15 protein-coding genes are annotated in these 14,719 nt (G+C 63.3%); 5 read left to right on the top strand and 10 right to left on the bottom strand.

Annotated features, from left to right (window positions below; genetic code table 11):
* Positions 1–51 precede the first annotated feature (51 nt).
* Genes R3D65_RS10705 through R3D65_RS10695 form a run of 3 tightly spaced genes read left to right on the top strand, consistent with a single transcriptional unit; the run spans position 52 to position 3,687 of the window.
* A complete protein-coding gene (locus tag R3D65_RS10705) occupies positions 52–870 on the top strand; it encodes a TerC family protein (RefSeq protein WP_371275209.1) in 819 nt (272 codons plus the stop codon).
* Complete coding sequence (locus tag R3D65_RS10700) at positions 863–2,038, top strand: CaiB/BaiF CoA transferase family protein (RefSeq protein WP_371275208.1); 1,176 nt, start codon at positions 863–865, stop codon at positions 2,036–2,038. The genes R3D65_RS10705 and R3D65_RS10700 overlap by 8 nt, the downstream gene beginning before the upstream one ends.
* Positions 2,035–3,687, top strand: coding sequence for a thiamine pyrophosphate-binding protein (locus R3D65_RS10695; protein WP_371275207.1), 1,653 nt, complete (start codon positions 2,035–2,037; stop codon positions 3,685–3,687). The genes R3D65_RS10700 and R3D65_RS10695 overlap by 4 nt, the downstream gene beginning before the upstream one ends.
* Here R3D65_RS10695 and R3D65_RS10690 read toward each other — a convergent pair whose 3' ends face one another.
* The 6 genes from R3D65_RS10690 to paaA all read right to left on the bottom strand — a co-directional run bounded on the left by R3D65_RS10690 (position 3,688) and on the right by paaA (position 8,482).
* Positions 3,688–4,671 carry an AEC family transporter gene (locus R3D65_RS10690; RefSeq protein ID WP_371275206.1) on the bottom strand — a complete coding sequence of 328 codons (984 nt, stop codon included), beginning with the start codon at positions 4,669–4,671 and terminating at the stop codon, positions 3,688–3,690. It abuts the gene before it with no gap.
* Positions 4,672–4,788: 117 nt separating this feature from the next.
* The gene (gene paaE / locus R3D65_RS10685) at positions 4,789–5,865 is read right to left on the bottom strand and encodes a 1,2-phenylacetyl-CoA epoxidase subunit PaaE (protein WP_371275205.1); all 1,077 of its coding nucleotides are present in this window, start codon (positions 5,863–5,865) and stop codon (positions 4,789–4,791) included.
* A 10-nt stretch (positions 5,866–5,875) separates the two neighbouring features.
* Positions 5,876–6,376 carry a 1,2-phenylacetyl-CoA epoxidase subunit PaaD gene (paaD, locus tag R3D65_RS10680; protein ID WP_371275204.1) on the bottom strand — a complete coding sequence of 167 codons (501 nt, stop codon included), beginning with the start codon at positions 6,374–6,376 and terminating at the stop codon, positions 5,876–5,878.
* Positions 6,370–7,131 carry a 1,2-phenylacetyl-CoA epoxidase subunit PaaC gene (gene paaC / locus R3D65_RS10675; protein WP_371275203.1) on the bottom strand — a complete coding sequence of 254 codons (762 nt, stop codon included), beginning with the start codon at positions 7,129–7,131 and terminating at the stop codon, positions 6,370–6,372. Before paaC ends, paaD begins: the two co-directional genes overlap by 7 nt.
* A 38-nt stretch (positions 7,132–7,169) precedes the next feature.
* Positions 7,170–7,457, bottom strand: a complete 288-nt coding sequence (gene paaB, locus R3D65_RS10670; RefSeq protein WP_371275202.1) for a 1,2-phenylacetyl-CoA epoxidase subunit PaaB — start codon at positions 7,455–7,457, stop codon at positions 7,170–7,172.
* A gap of 17 nt (positions 7,458–7,474) precedes the next feature.
* Positions 7,475–8,482: a 1,2-phenylacetyl-CoA epoxidase subunit PaaA gene (gene paaA / locus R3D65_RS10665; RefSeq protein ID WP_371275201.1), complete on the bottom strand. Its 1,008-nt coding sequence runs from the start codon at positions 8,480–8,482 to the stop codon at positions 7,475–7,477.
* Between the two features lie 108 nt (positions 8,483–8,590).
* Between paaA and R3D65_RS10660 the strand changes: the two genes are divergently transcribed.
* Positions 8,591–9,007 carry a PaaI family thioesterase gene (locus tag R3D65_RS10660; protein ID WP_371275200.1) on the top strand — a complete coding sequence of 139 codons (417 nt, stop codon included), beginning with the start codon at positions 8,591–8,593 and terminating at the stop codon, positions 9,005–9,007.
* Between the two features lie 77 nt (positions 9,008–9,084).
* Here the strand turns inward: R3D65_RS10660 and R3D65_RS10655 are convergent, their stop codons facing one another.
* Genes R3D65_RS10655 through paaI form a run of 4 tightly spaced genes read right to left on the bottom strand, consistent with a single transcriptional unit; the run spans position 9,085 to position 12,389 of the window.
* Positions 9,085–9,978 (bottom strand): PaaX family transcriptional regulator C-terminal domain-containing protein, encoded by an 894-nt coding sequence (locus R3D65_RS10655; protein WP_371275199.1) that lies wholly within the window; start codon positions 9,976–9,978, stop codon positions 9,085–9,087.
* A gap of 38 nt (positions 9,979–10,016) precedes the next feature.
* Entirely contained in the window at positions 10,017–10,613 is a 597-nt protein-coding gene (locus R3D65_RS10650) for a TetR/AcrR family transcriptional regulator (RefSeq protein ID WP_371275198.1), read from the bottom strand.
* Between the two features lie 3 nt (positions 10,614–10,616).
* A complete protein-coding gene (gene paaK / locus R3D65_RS10645) occupies positions 10,617–11,930 on the bottom strand; it encodes a phenylacetate--CoA ligase PaaK (RefSeq protein WP_371275197.1) in 1,314 nt (437 codons plus the stop codon).
* Positions 11,931–11,957: 27 nt separating this feature from the next.
* On the bottom strand, positions 11,958–12,389 hold the full coding sequence (gene paaI, locus R3D65_RS10640) for a hydroxyphenylacetyl-CoA thioesterase PaaI (protein WP_371275196.1): 432 nt from the start codon (positions 12,387–12,389) through the stop codon (positions 11,958–11,960).
* Positions 12,390–12,677: 288 nt separating this feature from the next.
* Between paaI and paaZ the strand changes: the two genes are divergently transcribed.
* A complete protein-coding gene (gene paaZ, locus R3D65_RS10635) occupies positions 12,678–14,708 on the top strand; it encodes a phenylacetic acid degradation bifunctional protein PaaZ (protein WP_371275195.1) in 2,031 nt (676 codons plus the stop codon).
* Positions 14,709–14,719: the final 11 nt, after the last annotated feature.

The following is a 14,719-nucleotide window of genomic DNA, read 5'->3' as shown; positions in this document are numbered from 1 at the left end:
CTACCAGTCAATCGCCCTCTTTCTCGCGATTCATCGGCCGGAACCGGAACAATGTTTGCTGACCTCTTCACGATCGAGCATCTGACCACCTTCCTTGTGCTCACAGCACTGGAAACCGTACTCGGTTTCGACAACCTGCTGTACATTTCCATCGAGGCAAAACGGGTGGCCCCCGAGCGACAGGCCTTCGTGCGCAAATGGGGTATCATCCTTGCCATCGGACTGCGCATCGTTCTGCTCTTCGTGGTCCTTCAGCTAATCCAGGCATTCCAGGATCCGCTTTTCACCGTCAACATCCCGCCCTTCGTGGATGGCGCGGTCTCCGGCCATGCGCTGATCGTGCTCGCCGGCGGCGTCTTCCTCATGTACACCGCCATGAAGGAAATCCTTCACATGATGAGCCTTGAGGAACATGATGCGGAGCAGGACAGGAAGGCTGGAAAATCAATTGCGAGTGCGCTGTTCTGGATCCTCGCCATGAACCTTGTATTCTCGTTCGACACCGTCCTCTCGGCCGTTGCGCTGACGAAGAACTTCATCGTCATGACGGCCGCCATCATCGTTTCGGGCGCACTTATGGTGCTGATGGCCGACGCGGTCGCCAATTTCCTCAAGCGAAACCGGATGTACGAGGTTCTCGGCCTTTTCGTTCTGCTTCTGGTCGGTATCATGCTGATGAGCGAGGGCGGCCATATCGCGCATCTGCATTTCTTCGGCTACGAAGTCACGGCCATGTCCAAGGCCACCTTCTATTTTGTCCTGGTCACGATGGTTCTGGTGGAGGTGGTGCAGGGCCGCTACCAGCGCAAGCTGCTGGCGGAGAAGGAACAATTGCTTGCGCACAAGAAGGCGGCCGCAAACCATGGCTGATGCACCCCTGAAAGGAATCCGCGTCATCGAGCTGGCGCGCATTCTCGCCGGTCCATGGGCGGGTCAACTGCTGGCAGACCTTGGCGCCGATGTCATCAAGATCGAAAAGCCCGGCGACGGCGACGACACCCGCCATTGGGGGCCGCCATTCGTTACCGGCGCTGATGGCGAAAACCTGTCGGCGGCCTATTACCATTCGGCCAACCGCGGCAAGCGCTCCGTTGCCATCGACATCGCCACGCCCGACGGTGCCGAAACGGTTCGCAAGCTTATTGCCGGGGCCGATGTCGTCATCGAGAACTTCAAGGTCGGCGGCCTGAGGAAATACGGCCTCGACTATGAAAGCGTGAAGGCCCTCAATCCGCGCCTCGTCTATTGCTCCATCACCGGGTTCGGCCAGACCGGCCCCTATGCGCCACGCGCCGGCTACGATTTCATCATTCAGGCCATGGCCGGCATGATGTCGATTACCGGCGAACCGGGCCGTGAACCGCAAAAGGCCGGTGTCGCCATTTCTGATATCTTCACCGGGCTCTATTCGGTCATCGCCATCCAGGCAGCCTTGCGCCATGCAGAGAAAGCCGGTGAAGGCCAATGGATCGACATGGCGCTTTTCGACACCCAGGCAGGCATATTGGGAAACCAGAACCTCAACTATCTCGTTTCCGGGGTACCACCGAAACAGATGGGCAATGCCCACATGAACATCGCGCCCTACGAGGTCTTTCCCGTCAGCGACGGCCACGTCATCATTGCGGTCGGCAATGACGGCCAGTTCCAGCGCCTCTGCAAGCTGCTGGGCGCCGATGACCTTGCAAGCGACCCGCAATTCCAGCGAAACCCCGACCGGGTTGCCGACCGTGACCGCCTGCGCCAGGGCATCATCGGTTACATGAAGCGCTGGACCAAGGCGGACATGCTCGCCGCCTGCGAAGCCAATGCGGTCCCCGCCGGACCGATCAACAATATCGCCGAGATGTTCGACGACCCGCAGATCCGGGCCCGCAAGATGCGTTTCGATCTTCCCGATCAGGCCGGCACGGAAATCCCTCAGGTGCGCGCGCCCATCCTGCTGCCCGCCTCGCCGCTCAATTACCGGCGCCCCTCCCCCCGCCTCGGCGAACATACGGCAGAAGTCCTTGGCGAACTGAAAGAAGACAGCGAATGAAGACCGGTGGACAACTCATCGTGGATTGCCTTGAGGCCAATGGTGCCTCCCATGCGTTTCTCGTTCCCGGCGAAAGCTTCCTGGCGGTTCTCGATGCCCTTCACGATTCCACGATACGACCGGTGGTTTGCCGGCAGGAAGGCGGAGCGGCCATGATGGCCGATTGCCATGGCCGCCTTACCGGCGAGCCGGGCATCTGTTTCGTCACGCGCGGTCCGGGCGCAACCAACGCCTCCGCAGGCGTTCACATCGCGTCGCAGGATTCCACGCCGATGATCCTGTTCATCGGCCAGATCGCACGCGGCATCCGCGAACGCGAGGCTTTTCAGGAAGTCGATTACAAGCGCTTTTTCGGCGACATGGCCAAGTGGGTCGCCGAAATCGACGATGCGGCACGCATTCCCGAATTTGTCACCCGCGCCTATGCCACGGCGACATCGGGCCGCCCGGGTCCGGTCGTACTCGTCCTTCCCGAAGACATGCTGACGGATGCCGTGGATGCGCCCGAGCCGATGCCTTACATGCCGGTCGAAACCGCACCGTCACCTGCAGCCATGGATGCTCTTTGCGGCTATCTGGAGCGTGCCTCGCGTCCCTTCGTGATCCTTGGCGGGTCCGGCTGGACGCGTGAGGCTGTCTCTCACTTCCAGTCGGCCGCCGAGAAATGGGCCCTGCCCGTCGGTGTGTCCTTCCGCCGCCAGATGCTCTTCGACCACCTTCATCCCTGCTATGCCGGCGATGTCGGCATATCGATCAATCCGTCCCTGGCGGCGCGAACCAAGGAAGCGGACCTCGTCCTGCTTGTTGGCGGCCGCATGTCGGAAATGCCGAGCCAGGATTACACGCTTCTCAAGAGCCCCTATCCGGACCAGACGCTCATCCATGTGCATGCCAGCGCCGAGGAACTGGGCCGCGTCTATCGTCCCTCGCTCGCCATCCATTCCAGCCCGGCGGCCTTTGCGGAAGCCTTCGCAGCGCTGACACCGCCCGCCGCGCCGCCGGTCTGGGCCGACGAGACACCGAAGGCCCATGCCGATTACCGCGCCTGGTCCACACCGCCGCAAACAGGCCCTGGCGATGTCGCCATGGGTCCGCTCATGGCCCATCTGGAAGAGGTTCTTCCGCCAGACGCGATCCTCACGAATGGCGCCGGCAACTACGCCACATGGCTGCACCGCTTCCACCGCTTCCGCCGTTTTGCAACGCAGGGCGCACCGACTTCGGGTTCCATGGGCTATGGCGTGCCCGGTGCCGTGGCCGCCAAGCTGCTGTTTCCCGAACGCGAGGTGATTGCCTTTGCCGGCGACGGATGTTTCCAGATGACGGGGCAGGAATTTGGCACGGCCATGCAGCATGGTGCCAACATCATCGTTCTCGTCGTCAACAACGGCATATACGGCACCATCCGCATGCACCAGGAGCGCGAATATCCGGGCCGTGTGTCGGGAACCGACATGGTCAATCCGGATTTTGCCGCCCTCGCGCGCGCCTATGGCGGCCATGGCGAAACGGTGGAAACCACGGAGGACTTTGCACCGGCTTTCGAGCGCGCCCGCGCGGCCGGGAAGCCGGCCATCATCGAGATCCGGCTGGACCCGGAAGCCCTGACGGTATCGCGAACCCTCAGCGACATCCGGGCAGGAAAATAGTCAGAAGCCCAGATACCAGAGCAGGGCCGACAGCGTGGCGAAGGAGAAAACCGTGGTGCCCGTCAGCGCCACGGCCGAGAGGTCTTCCTGCCCGTTCGCCTGCGCGAGAATCGTGTAGATCCCGAAAATTGGCAGCGCGCCCGTGATAATGAGCGCCTTCACCCCCAGTTCGTCCAGCGGCAGCAGACCGCTGGCCAGCACCAGCGATGCACCGGCCAGGATGGCCAGTGGGTGAACAAGCAGCTTGCCTGCGATGACCGGCACCGCGTCCTTCCAGAGCCCGCCCACCGAAAGGCCGGCGAGCGTCCCGCCGATGACGAACAGCGAAACCGGCGCGGCCGCCCCCGCGAAAAGGCCGACGGTACGGGTCAGCACGGAAGGCAGTTCGAAGGGCAGGAGCGAAGCGGCAAGCCCCAGAGCCAGGGCGATGACCAGCGGGTTGCGGACGAGGCGCCCGGCCGCCATCAGGAACGCCGTTACCGGGCTTGCACCCTTTTGCTGGCTCGCCAAGGCCAGAAGAAGCGGGATGATGACCGCGTTTTCCACCAGCATGTTCAGCGCCAGCACCACGCCGGCAAAATCCGGATAGATCAGCATGCCGAGCGGATAGCCGACGAAGCCGGAATTGGGGCAACTCATGCCCATGGCGCTGATTCCGGCCCTGGCCGCGCCCTGCCCCCGCACGAGCCGGGAATAGGTATAGCCCAGCGTCACCATGATGAGTGAGCCGAGCAGATAGGCGACCATGTAGCCGGGCCGGATGATCTCGCCGAAAGGTTTGGTGGAAAGGGCCGAGAACAGAAGGGCCGGCAGTGCCACGTAGAGCACGAACCCGCCAAGCAGTCGCATGTCGGAGGCCTTGAACAGACCGGCCCGCACAGAGAGGAAACCCGCCAGGATGGCGAGGTAGATCGGCCCGGTAATCGACAGGATGGAAAGCATGGGCTGAAAACCGGTCAGGACGGTGGGACACGTATTCGCCATACCCGCCTAGCATGACCGCCCTGCGGCCCAAAGCCGATCAGCGGTTTGCGGCGCAAAACCAATACGCCCGCCATCATTTCAATGGCGGGCGCATGTTTCGGTGAGCGGGGATGCGGATCAGACCGCGTCGAAATCCAGCACCAGCTTGTCGGACGTCGCCCGCGTCTGGCATGCCAGCGTATAGCCAGCCTCGACTTCCCAGGGCTCCAGCGAAAAGTTCATGGCCATTTCGGACGAGCCTTCCACCACCTTGCAGCGGCAGGTGCAGCACATCCCGTTGGCGCACGACCAGGGCAATTCGTGGCCCGCCTTGTGTGCCGCATCCAGCACGCTCTGCTCCGGATCGGTGATCGCGAAGCGCTTGCGCACGCCATCATGAACAACCTCGACCGCAACGCCCTTTTCCGCTGCTTCGCGTGCGGCAGCAGAGGCTGGCCGCGCTTTCGGCGTCTCGCCGTCAAGCGTGAACCGCTCGAAGCGGATGCGCCCTTCCGGCATGCCGAGGTTCTTCAGCGTTTCAGCCACAGCGTCGATCATGGCGCCGGGCCCACACAGGAAAGCGAGGTCATGGCCGGCCGGATCGATCATGCCGCGCGAAGCGAACAGGCGGATGCGCTCACCGTCGATGCGCCCGTTGAGCGCCTCCACATCCTGGCTTTCGCGCGACAGGACATGGATCAGCGAGAACCGGCCCATGTAGCGGTCCTTGAGGTCTTCCACCTCTTCCAGGAACATGATCGATCCTGTCTCGCGATTGCCGTAGACCAGTGTGACCCGGCTTCCCGGCTCATGGCCGAGCACCGCCTTGGCGATGGACAGCATGGGCGTGATGCCGGAACCGGCCGCCACCAGCAGATAGTCGTGGTCGCCACCGATTTCCGGCGTGAACCGGCCTTCCGGCTCCATCACGCGGATGACATCACCGGCCGAAAGCTTTTCGGTCACGAAGCTGGAAAAGCGTCCGTCCTCGACACGGCGAATGCCGACGCGCAATTGCGCCTCGTCCGGCCCTGAGCAGATCGAATAGGACCGGCGCAATTCCTCGCCGTCGATGTCGGCTGACAGCGTCAGGTATTGCCCCGGCTTGAAGCCGAAACGCTCTTTCAGGTCGGCGGGAATGTCGAAGGCGATGGAAACGGCATCAGGGGTATCCCGGTCGATGCGCGCGACGGTCAGATCGTGAAAACGGGACATGCTCGCCTCCTCACAGGCATTTGAAATAGTCGAACGGTTCGCGGCAGGCCCGGCAGCGCCAATGCGCCTTGCAGGGCGTCGAACCGAATTCCGAGAGCCTTTCGGTGTCGGTGGATCCGCATTTCGGACATGCCACCTCTTCCTCGCCAAACAGCGCACGGATCGAGTTGGACGCTTTCTTGGGCGGCGCGATGCCATAGGCCCGCAGCTTCTCTCGCCCCTCGTCGCTGATCCAGTCGGTGGTCCAGGCCGGATGCAGCACGCGCTCGATGCGGACATCGAAGCCGGCATCGCGCAAGGCCGCTTCCACCGCCATCTCGATGGCAAGCGTCGCCGGACAGCCGGAATAGGTCGGCGTGACCTTCGCCACGGCAATCCCGTCACTGTCAAGTTCGACGGATCGCAGGATACCGAGATCGGCGACCGTCACGCAGGGCACTTCCGGGTCCGGAACCGAAGCCGCTGCCGCCCAGGCGCGCGCAGCCTCCCCGCTGTGCGCCGTGGTCACCATGCTGCGCCCGGATAGGTGCGCTGCATGTATTGCAGTTCCGCCAGCAGATGGCCCATTTCCTCGCCATGCAGGCCGGCGCGCCCGCCACGCGGGCCTTCGTCGCTCTCCGGCAGGGCCAGGCCCGCGGCCGCGAAGATCGGACCGATCGTCTGTTCGAAAGCGGTCCGCAGCGAAGACGGGTCCGGCGCCACGCCGGCCTCGGCCATCTCTTGCGTCACCGCATCGGACTGGAACAGCTCGCCCGTGTAGCGATGCAGGGCGTCCACGGCAGCCGCCATGCGCCTGGCGCTTTCCTCCGTGCCGTCGCCAAGGCGGATCACCCATTCGCCGGCATGGCGGATGTGGTAGGCCACTTCCTTGATCGCCTTTGCGGCAATGGCGCGGATGGTTTCGTCGCTGGAGGTCAGGCACTGGGTCCAGTAGGCCTCCATGAAGGCGGCGAAATAGAGCTGGCGCAGCATCGTGTGGGCAAAATCGCCGTTCGGGCGCTCCACCATCAGGCAGTTGGAATAGTCACGTTCAAGTCGCGTATAGGCCAGATCGTCTTCGCTGCGGCCATGGCCTTCCAGTTCCGCCGCATACTGATAGAGCGAGCGCGCCTGGCCGATGAGATCGAGCGCCATGTTCGGCATGGCAAGATCCTCCTCCAGCATCGGCGCATGGCCGCACCATTCCGAAACGCGGTGGCCCAGGATCAGGTGATCGTCGGCCAGACGCAGCACCAGCGTCAGCCGGGCATCGTTCTTCTCTGTCATGTCTGTTTTCCTCCGCTGGACCGTGACGGTCGTGCCGGTCACATGTGGCCCACGTCTTCGGGAATCTCGTAGAAGGTCGGGTGGCGATAGATTTTCGATGCCGTCGGCTCGAAATTCTCCTCCTTCTGCGCCGGGTCGGAGGCGGTGATCGCGCTGGACGGCACGACCCAGATCGAGGTGCCCTCGCCGCGCCGGGTGTAGACATCGCGCGCCGCCTGGAGCGCAAGTTCGGCGTCCGCGGCATGCAGCGAACCGCAATGCTTGTGAGACAGGCCGTTGCGCGGCCGGATGAAGACTTCCCAAAGCGGGGTTTCGTTCTTGCTCATCGTGTGTCCTCCAGACCTCATTCCGCCGCGATCTTCGCGGCCTGCGCGCGGGCGCGGCGCTTTTCGGCATGGGCCAGCGCGGCTTCGCGTACCCAGGCGCCGTCTTCCCAGGCCTTGCGCCGGGCCGCGATGCGGTCGCGGTTCATCGGGCCGTTGCCCTTCACCACGCGCCAGAACTCGTCCCAGTCGATCTTGCCGAAATCGTAGCCGCCCTTGCCGTCATTCTTTTCCGGGTTCCACCTGAGATCCGGATCGGGGAATTTCAGGCCGATGAACTCGCCTTGAGGGACGGTGGCATCGACGAATTTCTGCCGCAGCTCATCATTGGAAAAGCGCTTGATCTTCCATTTCATCGACTGGTCGCCATGCTGGCTGTCGCCGTCATGCGGACCGAACATCATGAGCGACGGCCACCACCAGCGGTTCAGCGCATCCTGCGCCATCTCCTTCTGCTCATCCGTGCCGCGCATCAGCGTCATCATGATCTCGTAGCCCTGGCGCTGATGGAAGCTTTCTTCCTTGCAAACCCGGATCATCGCGCGGGCATAGGGACCGTAGGAGCAGCGGCAAAGCGGAATCTGGTTCATGATCGCCGCGCCATCCACAAGCCAGCCGATCGCGCCGATATCGGCCCATGTCAGCGTCGGATAGTTGAAGATCGAAGAATATTTGGCCTTGCCGGAGAGAAGCTCCTCGGTCATCTGCTCACGGCTGACGCCCAGCGTTTCAGCCGCCGAATAGAGATAGAGGCCGTGGCCGCCTTCGTCCTGCACCTTGGCCAGAAGCGCGGCCTTGCGCTTGAGGCTTGGCGCCCGGGTGATCCAGTTGCCTTCCGGCAGCATGCCAACGATCTCGGAATGGGCGTGCTGGCCGATCTGGCGGACCAGCGTGCGGCGATATCCTTCCGGCATCGCATCGTTCGGCTCGATCTTCTCTTCCGCGTCGATACGTGCCTGGAATGCGGCCAGAAAGGCTTCGTCTTCTTCCGTTGCCGTATTCGCGCCGATAAGCCCTTGGCTGTACATGGCATTTCCTCCAGACTTGGCTGCCTGTTGTCTCCTCAGGAATTATATGTAACAAAAAATCGCGTCCATTTCAATTCGCCGTAACATAAAATCGGCACGGGAGGGAAAATGAGCCTGCTCACCACGAGGGAAACCGACGAAGCACTGGAAAAGATGTTCGCCCCGTTCATCCGCCGCATGGGCCTCAGGACCCTTGCGGTGGAAGAGCGTGGTGCCACCTTCCTGCTGCCGGGTGACATGGATTTCGTGCATGGCGGCGGCGTGGTCTGCGGTCAGGCGATCGCCTCGGCGGCCGACACCTGCGCCATCCTGGCGCTGACGGCGGTCAATGGCCGCTTCCGCATGGTCACCACGGTGGACCTGACGACCCATTTCATTCGCCCGCTGAAGCCGGTCGATGCCCATGTGCGCATTGCCATCGAATCCAATGGCAAACGCATGGCCTACCTGCGCGCGGAAATCGCGCCGGCCGGTTCCGACAAGCTGGCCGCCACCGCGACCGGCGCGTTCATGTATCTCGACTGACACCCGAAAGAAGGCAAGAACTTTTGATTGCCAAACGCTTGCGGCGTGTTTTCAAACCGGGCCCGCAAGTCCCTTTATCAATCTATCATTTCGGAAATGGGAGGCTGGATCCCGAACCGTTGGGCAAAGGAGACCGGATCGCGCTGCGGCGCAAGGCCTTGATCGTCGAGCCAGGCCTCGCTGGCAGGCACCAGAGGCGCATAAACCCGCCGCGCCACCAGGCGTGCCGGTTCGCCGGGCCAACCGTCCGGCAGGAGCACGCCGGGCAAGCCCGGGTCACGCAAGACGAGCCGCCGCCAGTCGTGAATCAGCAATGTCCGCGCGGCCATGGCATCCAGCGGCGCAAGCCGGTCCCCCGCGGCAAGCCGCTCTGCCAGCTGCGACCACAACGCCATGAAAGTACGATAGCGCCCGGCAAGATCCTCCAGCCCCCAGAACCCCGCAAATGTTTCCGGCAGGTCGGACCCCTTTCCCCGCACCGTCAGCCTGCCCTCCGCCAATGCCTTGTCGTTCAGTGGTCCCGGCTTGAGGAAAGCCTGCTGGCCGATCCGGACGAAGCCCTCGCCGACAAGAGCCTCGGCATCCGCCGCGGCAATGGGCGCCGGTGCGATGATGACGGTCCAGACACCATCCCATGCCGGCAGCCCCTCGGCATAAATACGCCGCGTCGCCTCGTCGAAGGCATGCCGGCCGGCCGTGGCAAGCTGGTAGAAACTCAGGCGCCCCTCACGTTCACGCGTCACCCAGCCATCGGCCGCCAGACGTGACATGGCCGTTCGTACAGCGCCGGATTCGATGCCCAGCCGCTCCATGACCGCCTGGATGTCCGAAAGCGCAGCCCGCCCGCCACGCGGCACCACCGCGTCCCCCAGGAAGGTGATGACCAGCGACCAGACCCGCAGCCGCGGCTCCGCATGAAACGCGCTGACACGCCGGTCGAATTCATCTGCGATCGCCGCCTTGATATCCATGGACCGCTTTTGCCACGGTCATGGCCGCTTGCAAAGCCTCAGGCAAGATCACGCACACCTGCGACCAGGATCCGCGTGGCCAGCCGCGCATAATCCTGGCGCGTGAAGGCGCGCCCGTCACGAAACCACATATAGGCCCAGTTGAGCATGCCGAACAGCGTCATCGTCACCGGCTTGAGCAGGTCGCCGCCTTCGAAGGCCTGCGGACTCACCGCCCGTATCGCGTCGGAGAAGATACGGACGAGGTGACGCTCCATGGCCTTGAGTTCCGCCTGTTGGGCATCAGGAAGAAAGCCCATGGTTTCAAGCTGCACCTTGTGCTTGGAATCTGCGTCGCGATAGCATTCGAGCAAGGCGGCAACGAGTACCTCAAGCCTCTTTTCGGGCGCAAGGTCCGGTTGGTCGGCCTCTTCCACCGCGTCGATCAGCTCCGCCAGGTGATTGGCGATGATATCGTAGAGCATCGCCTCCTTGGACGAATAATAGTGATAGAGCAGCGCCTTGGAGACCCCGCAGCGCCGCGCCACCTCGGCCATGGATGTGCGGTCATAGCCGTCTTCAGCGAAGACCTGCGAAGCCGTGCGCGAGATCGCCTCGCGTTTGTCATCGTGGTCCTTCGCACGCGTCCGGGCCATGCCTCAGCCGCCCTTGGGCCGGTTGTCCACCACACGCACCGCCTTGCCCTGGCTGCGCGCCACGCCTTCCGGCTCCGTCACGTTGACCCGTGCAGTCACCCCGATGACAGACTTGATGTGATGGGCGAGTTCCTTTGCCGATCCAGCCCGTGCCTCGTCGGCCGCCTGGGCAGGAACACACTCCACATGCACCGTCATCGAATCCATCCGCCCTTCCCGCGTCAGTTCGATCTGGAAATGCGGCGCCAGCCCGCTCACCTTGAGGATCTGCTCCTCGATCTGGGTCGGGAACACATTGACCCCGCGCAGGATGATCATGTCGTCCGACCGGCCGGTGATCTTCTCCATGCGCCGCATCGAGCGCGCCGTGCCCGGCAGCAGGCGTGTCAGGTCGCGCGTCCGGTAGCGGATGATGGGGAAGGCTTCCTTGGACAGAGACGTGAAGACCAGTTCGCCCTTCTCGCCGTCCGGCAGCACCTCGCCGGTCGCCGGGTCGATGATCTCGGGATAGAAATGGTCTTCCCAGATATGCAAACCGTCCTTGGTTTCCACGCATTCATTGGCCACGCCCGGTCCCATCACTTCCGACAGGCCGTAAATGTCCACCGCATGCATGTCGAAGGCCTGTTCGATCTCCTCGCGCATGGCGTTCGTCCACGGCTCCGCGCCGAAGATCCCGACCTGGAGCGGGCTCTTGCGAGGGTCCAGCCCGATGGCGCGATAGTGGTCGAGAATGGAGAGCATGTAGGACGGCGTGACCATGATGGTGGAGGCGCCGAAATCCTCGATCAGCGTCACCTGGCGCTCGGTCATGCCGCCCGACACCGGCACCACCGTGCAGCCGAGTCGTTCGGCGCCATAATGTGCGCCAAGTCCGCCGGTGAACAGGCCATAGCCATAGGCGACATGAACGACATCACCAGGCCGCGTGCCGGAAGCGCGGAGCGAGCGGGCCACCATGTCGGACCAGGTTTCGATGTCCTTTTTCGTGTACCCCACAACGGTCGGCTTGCCGGTCGTCCCGGAGGACGCGTGGACGCGCACCACCTTTTCGCGCGGGACGGCGAACATGCCGAACGGGTAATTGTCGCGAAGGTCCGTCTTGACCGTGAACGGAAACTTCGCAAGGTCCGACAATTGCTTCAGGTCGTGCGGATGGACGCCCGCCTTGTCGAATGCATCCGTGTAGAACGGGACATTTTCATAAGCATGGGCAAGCGACCACTTGAGACGCTGCAACTGCAGTGCCTGAATTTCATCGCGCGACGCGATCTCGATGGGGTCCAGATCCTCCTTGCGGGGCGTCAGATCCTTCATGTTGTCCTCCGGTTGGCCCTGCCGGCCTCATTCCTCGAAATGCTGTCCCTTGATCACGCGGCTGTTGCCGCGGAATTCGGCGATGACGCGCCCGTCCTGGTTGGTCACCGTCACGTCGTAAATGCCTGAACGGCCGAACCGAGTCAGTTCCTTGCAACGCGCGGTCAGCCGGTCGCCAAGCATGCCGGGCGCGACAAAGGTGATCGTGTTCGACTGCGCCACGACAATCTGGTTGTGGGAATTGCAGGCAAAGGCAAAGGCGCTGTCGGCCAGCGTGAAGATATAGCCGCCATGGCATATGTCGTGCCCGTTCGTGTGGTGCTTTTCCACCGTCATCGATGTGACCGCCGTTCCCGGCCCCACCGCGTCAAGGCTCATTCCGAGCCACTTGGACGCATCGTCATTGGCCCACATGGCCTCCGCGCTCTTGCGCGCGATCTCCTCTGGCGACAAAGCCATCGCACACGCTCCTCCCCTTGGCGCCGGCCTCTCCGACCCGGCATGGTTGAGACTTGCATAAACCGACCGGACGGTCAATAATACTTCCGAACCGGAGCGTCGTGTTTCGGCGGGAGGAATTTTGGTTGACAGGCCGGGTACCTGCGTGCGCGCGCCTGTGCATTGGCGAAGCGTGCCGCGCAAGACCAAGGCGGCGGCCAGCCAGGGCTGTTCTTCTTCCTGCTGCACTGGCGAACCGCCACAGCATGCCGACGACAGGCCAACACGAACCTTGAGGAAAAACGCCCCATGTCAGTCATGAAGCTCCATTCCTATGCCGCCGGGCAGTGGATCGCCCCGGCGGGCCGCATCAGCCAGTTGAAAAGCGCGGTGACCGGTGAAGTCGTGGCCGAACTGGGCGCCGGCGACGTGTCGATGGCGGCGATGGCAAACTACGCGCGCGAGGTTGGCGGACCGGCCCTGCGCGCCATGACGTTTCACGAGCGCGCCGCCATGCTCAAGCGTCTGGCGCAGCACCTGTCCGGCCGCAAGGACGAACTTTACGAACTTTCCTACGACACCGGCACCACCAAGATGGATGCCATGATCGACATCGACGGCGGCATCGGAACGCTTTTTGTCTATTCCTCGAAGGGCCGGCGTGAACTGCCCGACGATGTGCTTCTTGTCGATGGCGGCATCGAACAGTTCGGCAAGGCCGGCAGTTTCCTGGGCACCCATGTCTGCACCTCGCTGCAGGGCGTGGCTGTCCACATCAACGCCTTCAACTTCCCCGTCTGGGGCATGCTGGAAAAGCTCTCGCCCACATTGCTCGCTGGTGTGCCGGCCATCGTCAAGCCTGCATCCGCCACCGCGTGGCTGGCCGAGGCGGCTTTCCGCATGATGATCGAAAGCGGCATCCTGCCCGATGGCGCGGTGCAGTTCGTCGCCGGGTCCACGGGCGACCTGCTGGACCGGCTCACCTGCCAGGATGTCGTCTCCTTTACCGGGTCCGCGGCCACTGCGCAGTTGCTGCGCACCAACCCGCTCATCACCCGCAATTCCGTGCGCTTCATCGCCGAGCAGGATTCGCTCAACGCCACCATCCTCGGCCCCGACGCCGCGCCGGACACGCCGGAATTCGACACCTTCGTGCGCGAGGTCATCCGCGAGATGACCGCCAAGGCCGGCCAGAAATGCACCGCCATGCGCCGCATTCTCGTGCCGCAGGATCTCATGGAAACGGCCATCGGCACCATCACGGCAAAGCTCGAAAAGACCCTCGTCGGCAACCCCCGCGCCGAGGGCGTGCGCATGGGCGCACTTGCCAGCCTGGCCCAGCGGCAGGACGTCCTCGACAAGGCAGCCGTGATCGCCACGGAGGCGCGCCGCGTCTACGGCGATCCTGACACCTTCGTCCCCCACGATGCCGACCATGTGCAGGGTGCCTTCGTGCCGCCCATGCTGTTTGCCTGCGACGACCCGGACAGTGCATCGGCGGTGCATGGCACCGAAGCCTTCGGGCCGGTTTCCACCGTCATGCCCTATCGTGATCTGGATCATGCGCTGGCCATTGCCAATCGCGGCGAAGGCTCGCTTGTCGCCTCCGTCTTCACCCATGACCCGGCTGTCGCCCGCCAGGCCGTTCTGTCTTCGGGCGCCTATCATGGCCGGCTCTATTTCGCCGACCGTGACACCGGCAAGGAGGCCACCGGCCATGGCGCGCCCATGCCGCATCTCGTCCACGGAGGACCGGGCCGTGCCGGCGGTGGCGAGGAAATGGGCGGCATTCGCGGCGTCATGCATTACATGCAGCGCACTGCCGTTCAGGGCAGCCCGGACATCCTTTCCGGCATCACGCGGACCTTCATCAAGGGCGCGACCGCGAACGAAAAGGAAACCCATCCCTTCCGCATGCGTTTCGGCGATCTTGAAATCGGCCACCGCCTGAAGACGAAGGCGCGCACGGTCACGCTGGAGGATATCGAGCATTTCGCCGAATTCACCGGTGACACCTTCTATGCCCACATGGACGAGGAAGCCGCCGCCGCCAACCCGTTCTTCCCCGGGCGCGTGGCGCATGGCTACCTTATCCTGTCCTTTGCCGCCGGCCTGTTCGTCGATCCGGCGCCGGGGCCGGTTCTCGCCAATTACGGCCTCGACAACCTGCGCTTCATGAAGCCCGTTTCGCCTGGCGACAGCCTCTCCGTTTCCCTGACAGCGAAATCGAAGACCCGCCGCAACGACGAATATGGCGAAGTGCGCTGGGATGTGGAAGTCACCAATCAGGACAGCGAAACCGTTGCCACCTACGAACTTCTGACCATGAATGCCATGTGAAGCCGAACGGG

This window comes from Zhengella sp. (assembly GCF_041397485.1).
Lineage (GTDB): Bacteria > Pseudomonadota > Alphaproteobacteria > Rhizobiales > Rhizobiaceae > Zhengella.
Note: the sequence above shows the minus strand (reverse complement) of the source record. Positions and strands in the feature narration are given on the sequence as shown.

What these genes read in the sequence shown, in the direction of transcription:
- R3D65_RS10705 (WP_371275209.1), top strand. Translation starts at nt 52, where the DNA reads ATGTTTGCTGACCTCTTCACGATCGAGCATCTGACCACCTTCCTTGTG.
- R3D65_RS10700 (WP_371275208.1), top strand. Translation starts at nt 863, where the DNA reads ATGGCTGATGCACCCCTGAAAGGAATCCGCGTCATCGAGCTGGCGCGC.
- R3D65_RS10695 (WP_371275207.1), top strand. Translation starts at nt 2,035, where the DNA reads ATGAAGACCGGTGGACAACTCATCGTGGATTGCCTTGAGGCCAATGGT.
- R3D65_RS10690 (WP_371275206.1), bottom strand. Translation starts at nt 4,671, where the DNA reads ATGGCGAATACGTGTCCCACCGTCCTGACCGGTTTTCAGCCCATGCTT.
- paaE (WP_371275205.1), bottom strand. Translation starts at nt 5,865, where the DNA reads ATGTCCCGTTTTCACGATCTGACCGTCGCGCGCATCGACCGGGATACC.
- paaD (WP_371275204.1), bottom strand. Translation starts at nt 6,376, where the DNA reads ATGGTGACCACGGCGCACAGCGGGGAGGCTGCGCGCGCCTGGGCGGCA.
- paaC (WP_371275203.1), bottom strand. Translation starts at nt 7,131, where the DNA reads ATGACAGAGAAGAACGATGCCCGGCTGACGCTGGTGCTGCGTCTGGCC.
- paaB (WP_371275202.1), bottom strand. Translation starts at nt 7,457, where the DNA reads ATGAGCAAGAACGAAACCCCGCTTTGGGAAGTCTTCATCCGGCCGCGC.
- paaA (WP_371275201.1), bottom strand. Translation starts at nt 8,482, where the DNA reads ATGTACAGCCAAGGGCTTATCGGCGCGAATACGGCAACGGAAGAAGAC.
- R3D65_RS10660 (WP_371275200.1), top strand. Translation starts at nt 8,591, where the DNA reads ATGAGCCTGCTCACCACGAGGGAAACCGACGAAGCACTGGAAAAGATG.
- R3D65_RS10655 (WP_371275199.1), bottom strand. Translation starts at nt 9,978, where the DNA reads ATGGATATCAAGGCGGCGATCGCAGATGAATTCGACCGGCGTGTCAGC.
- R3D65_RS10650 (WP_371275198.1), bottom strand. Translation starts at nt 10,613, where the DNA reads ATGGCCCGGACGCGTGCGAAGGACCACGATGACAAACGCGAGGCGATC.
- paaK (WP_371275197.1), bottom strand. Translation starts at nt 11,930, where the DNA reads ATGAAGGATCTGACGCCCCGCAAGGAGGATCTGGACCCCATCGAGATC.
- paaI (WP_371275196.1), bottom strand. Translation starts at nt 12,389, where the DNA reads ATGGCTTTGTCGCCAGAGGAGATCGCGCGCAAGAGCGCGGAGGCCATG.
- paaZ (WP_371275195.1), top strand. Translation starts at nt 12,678, where the DNA reads ATGTCAGTCATGAAGCTCCATTCCTATGCCGCCGGGCAGTGGATCGCC.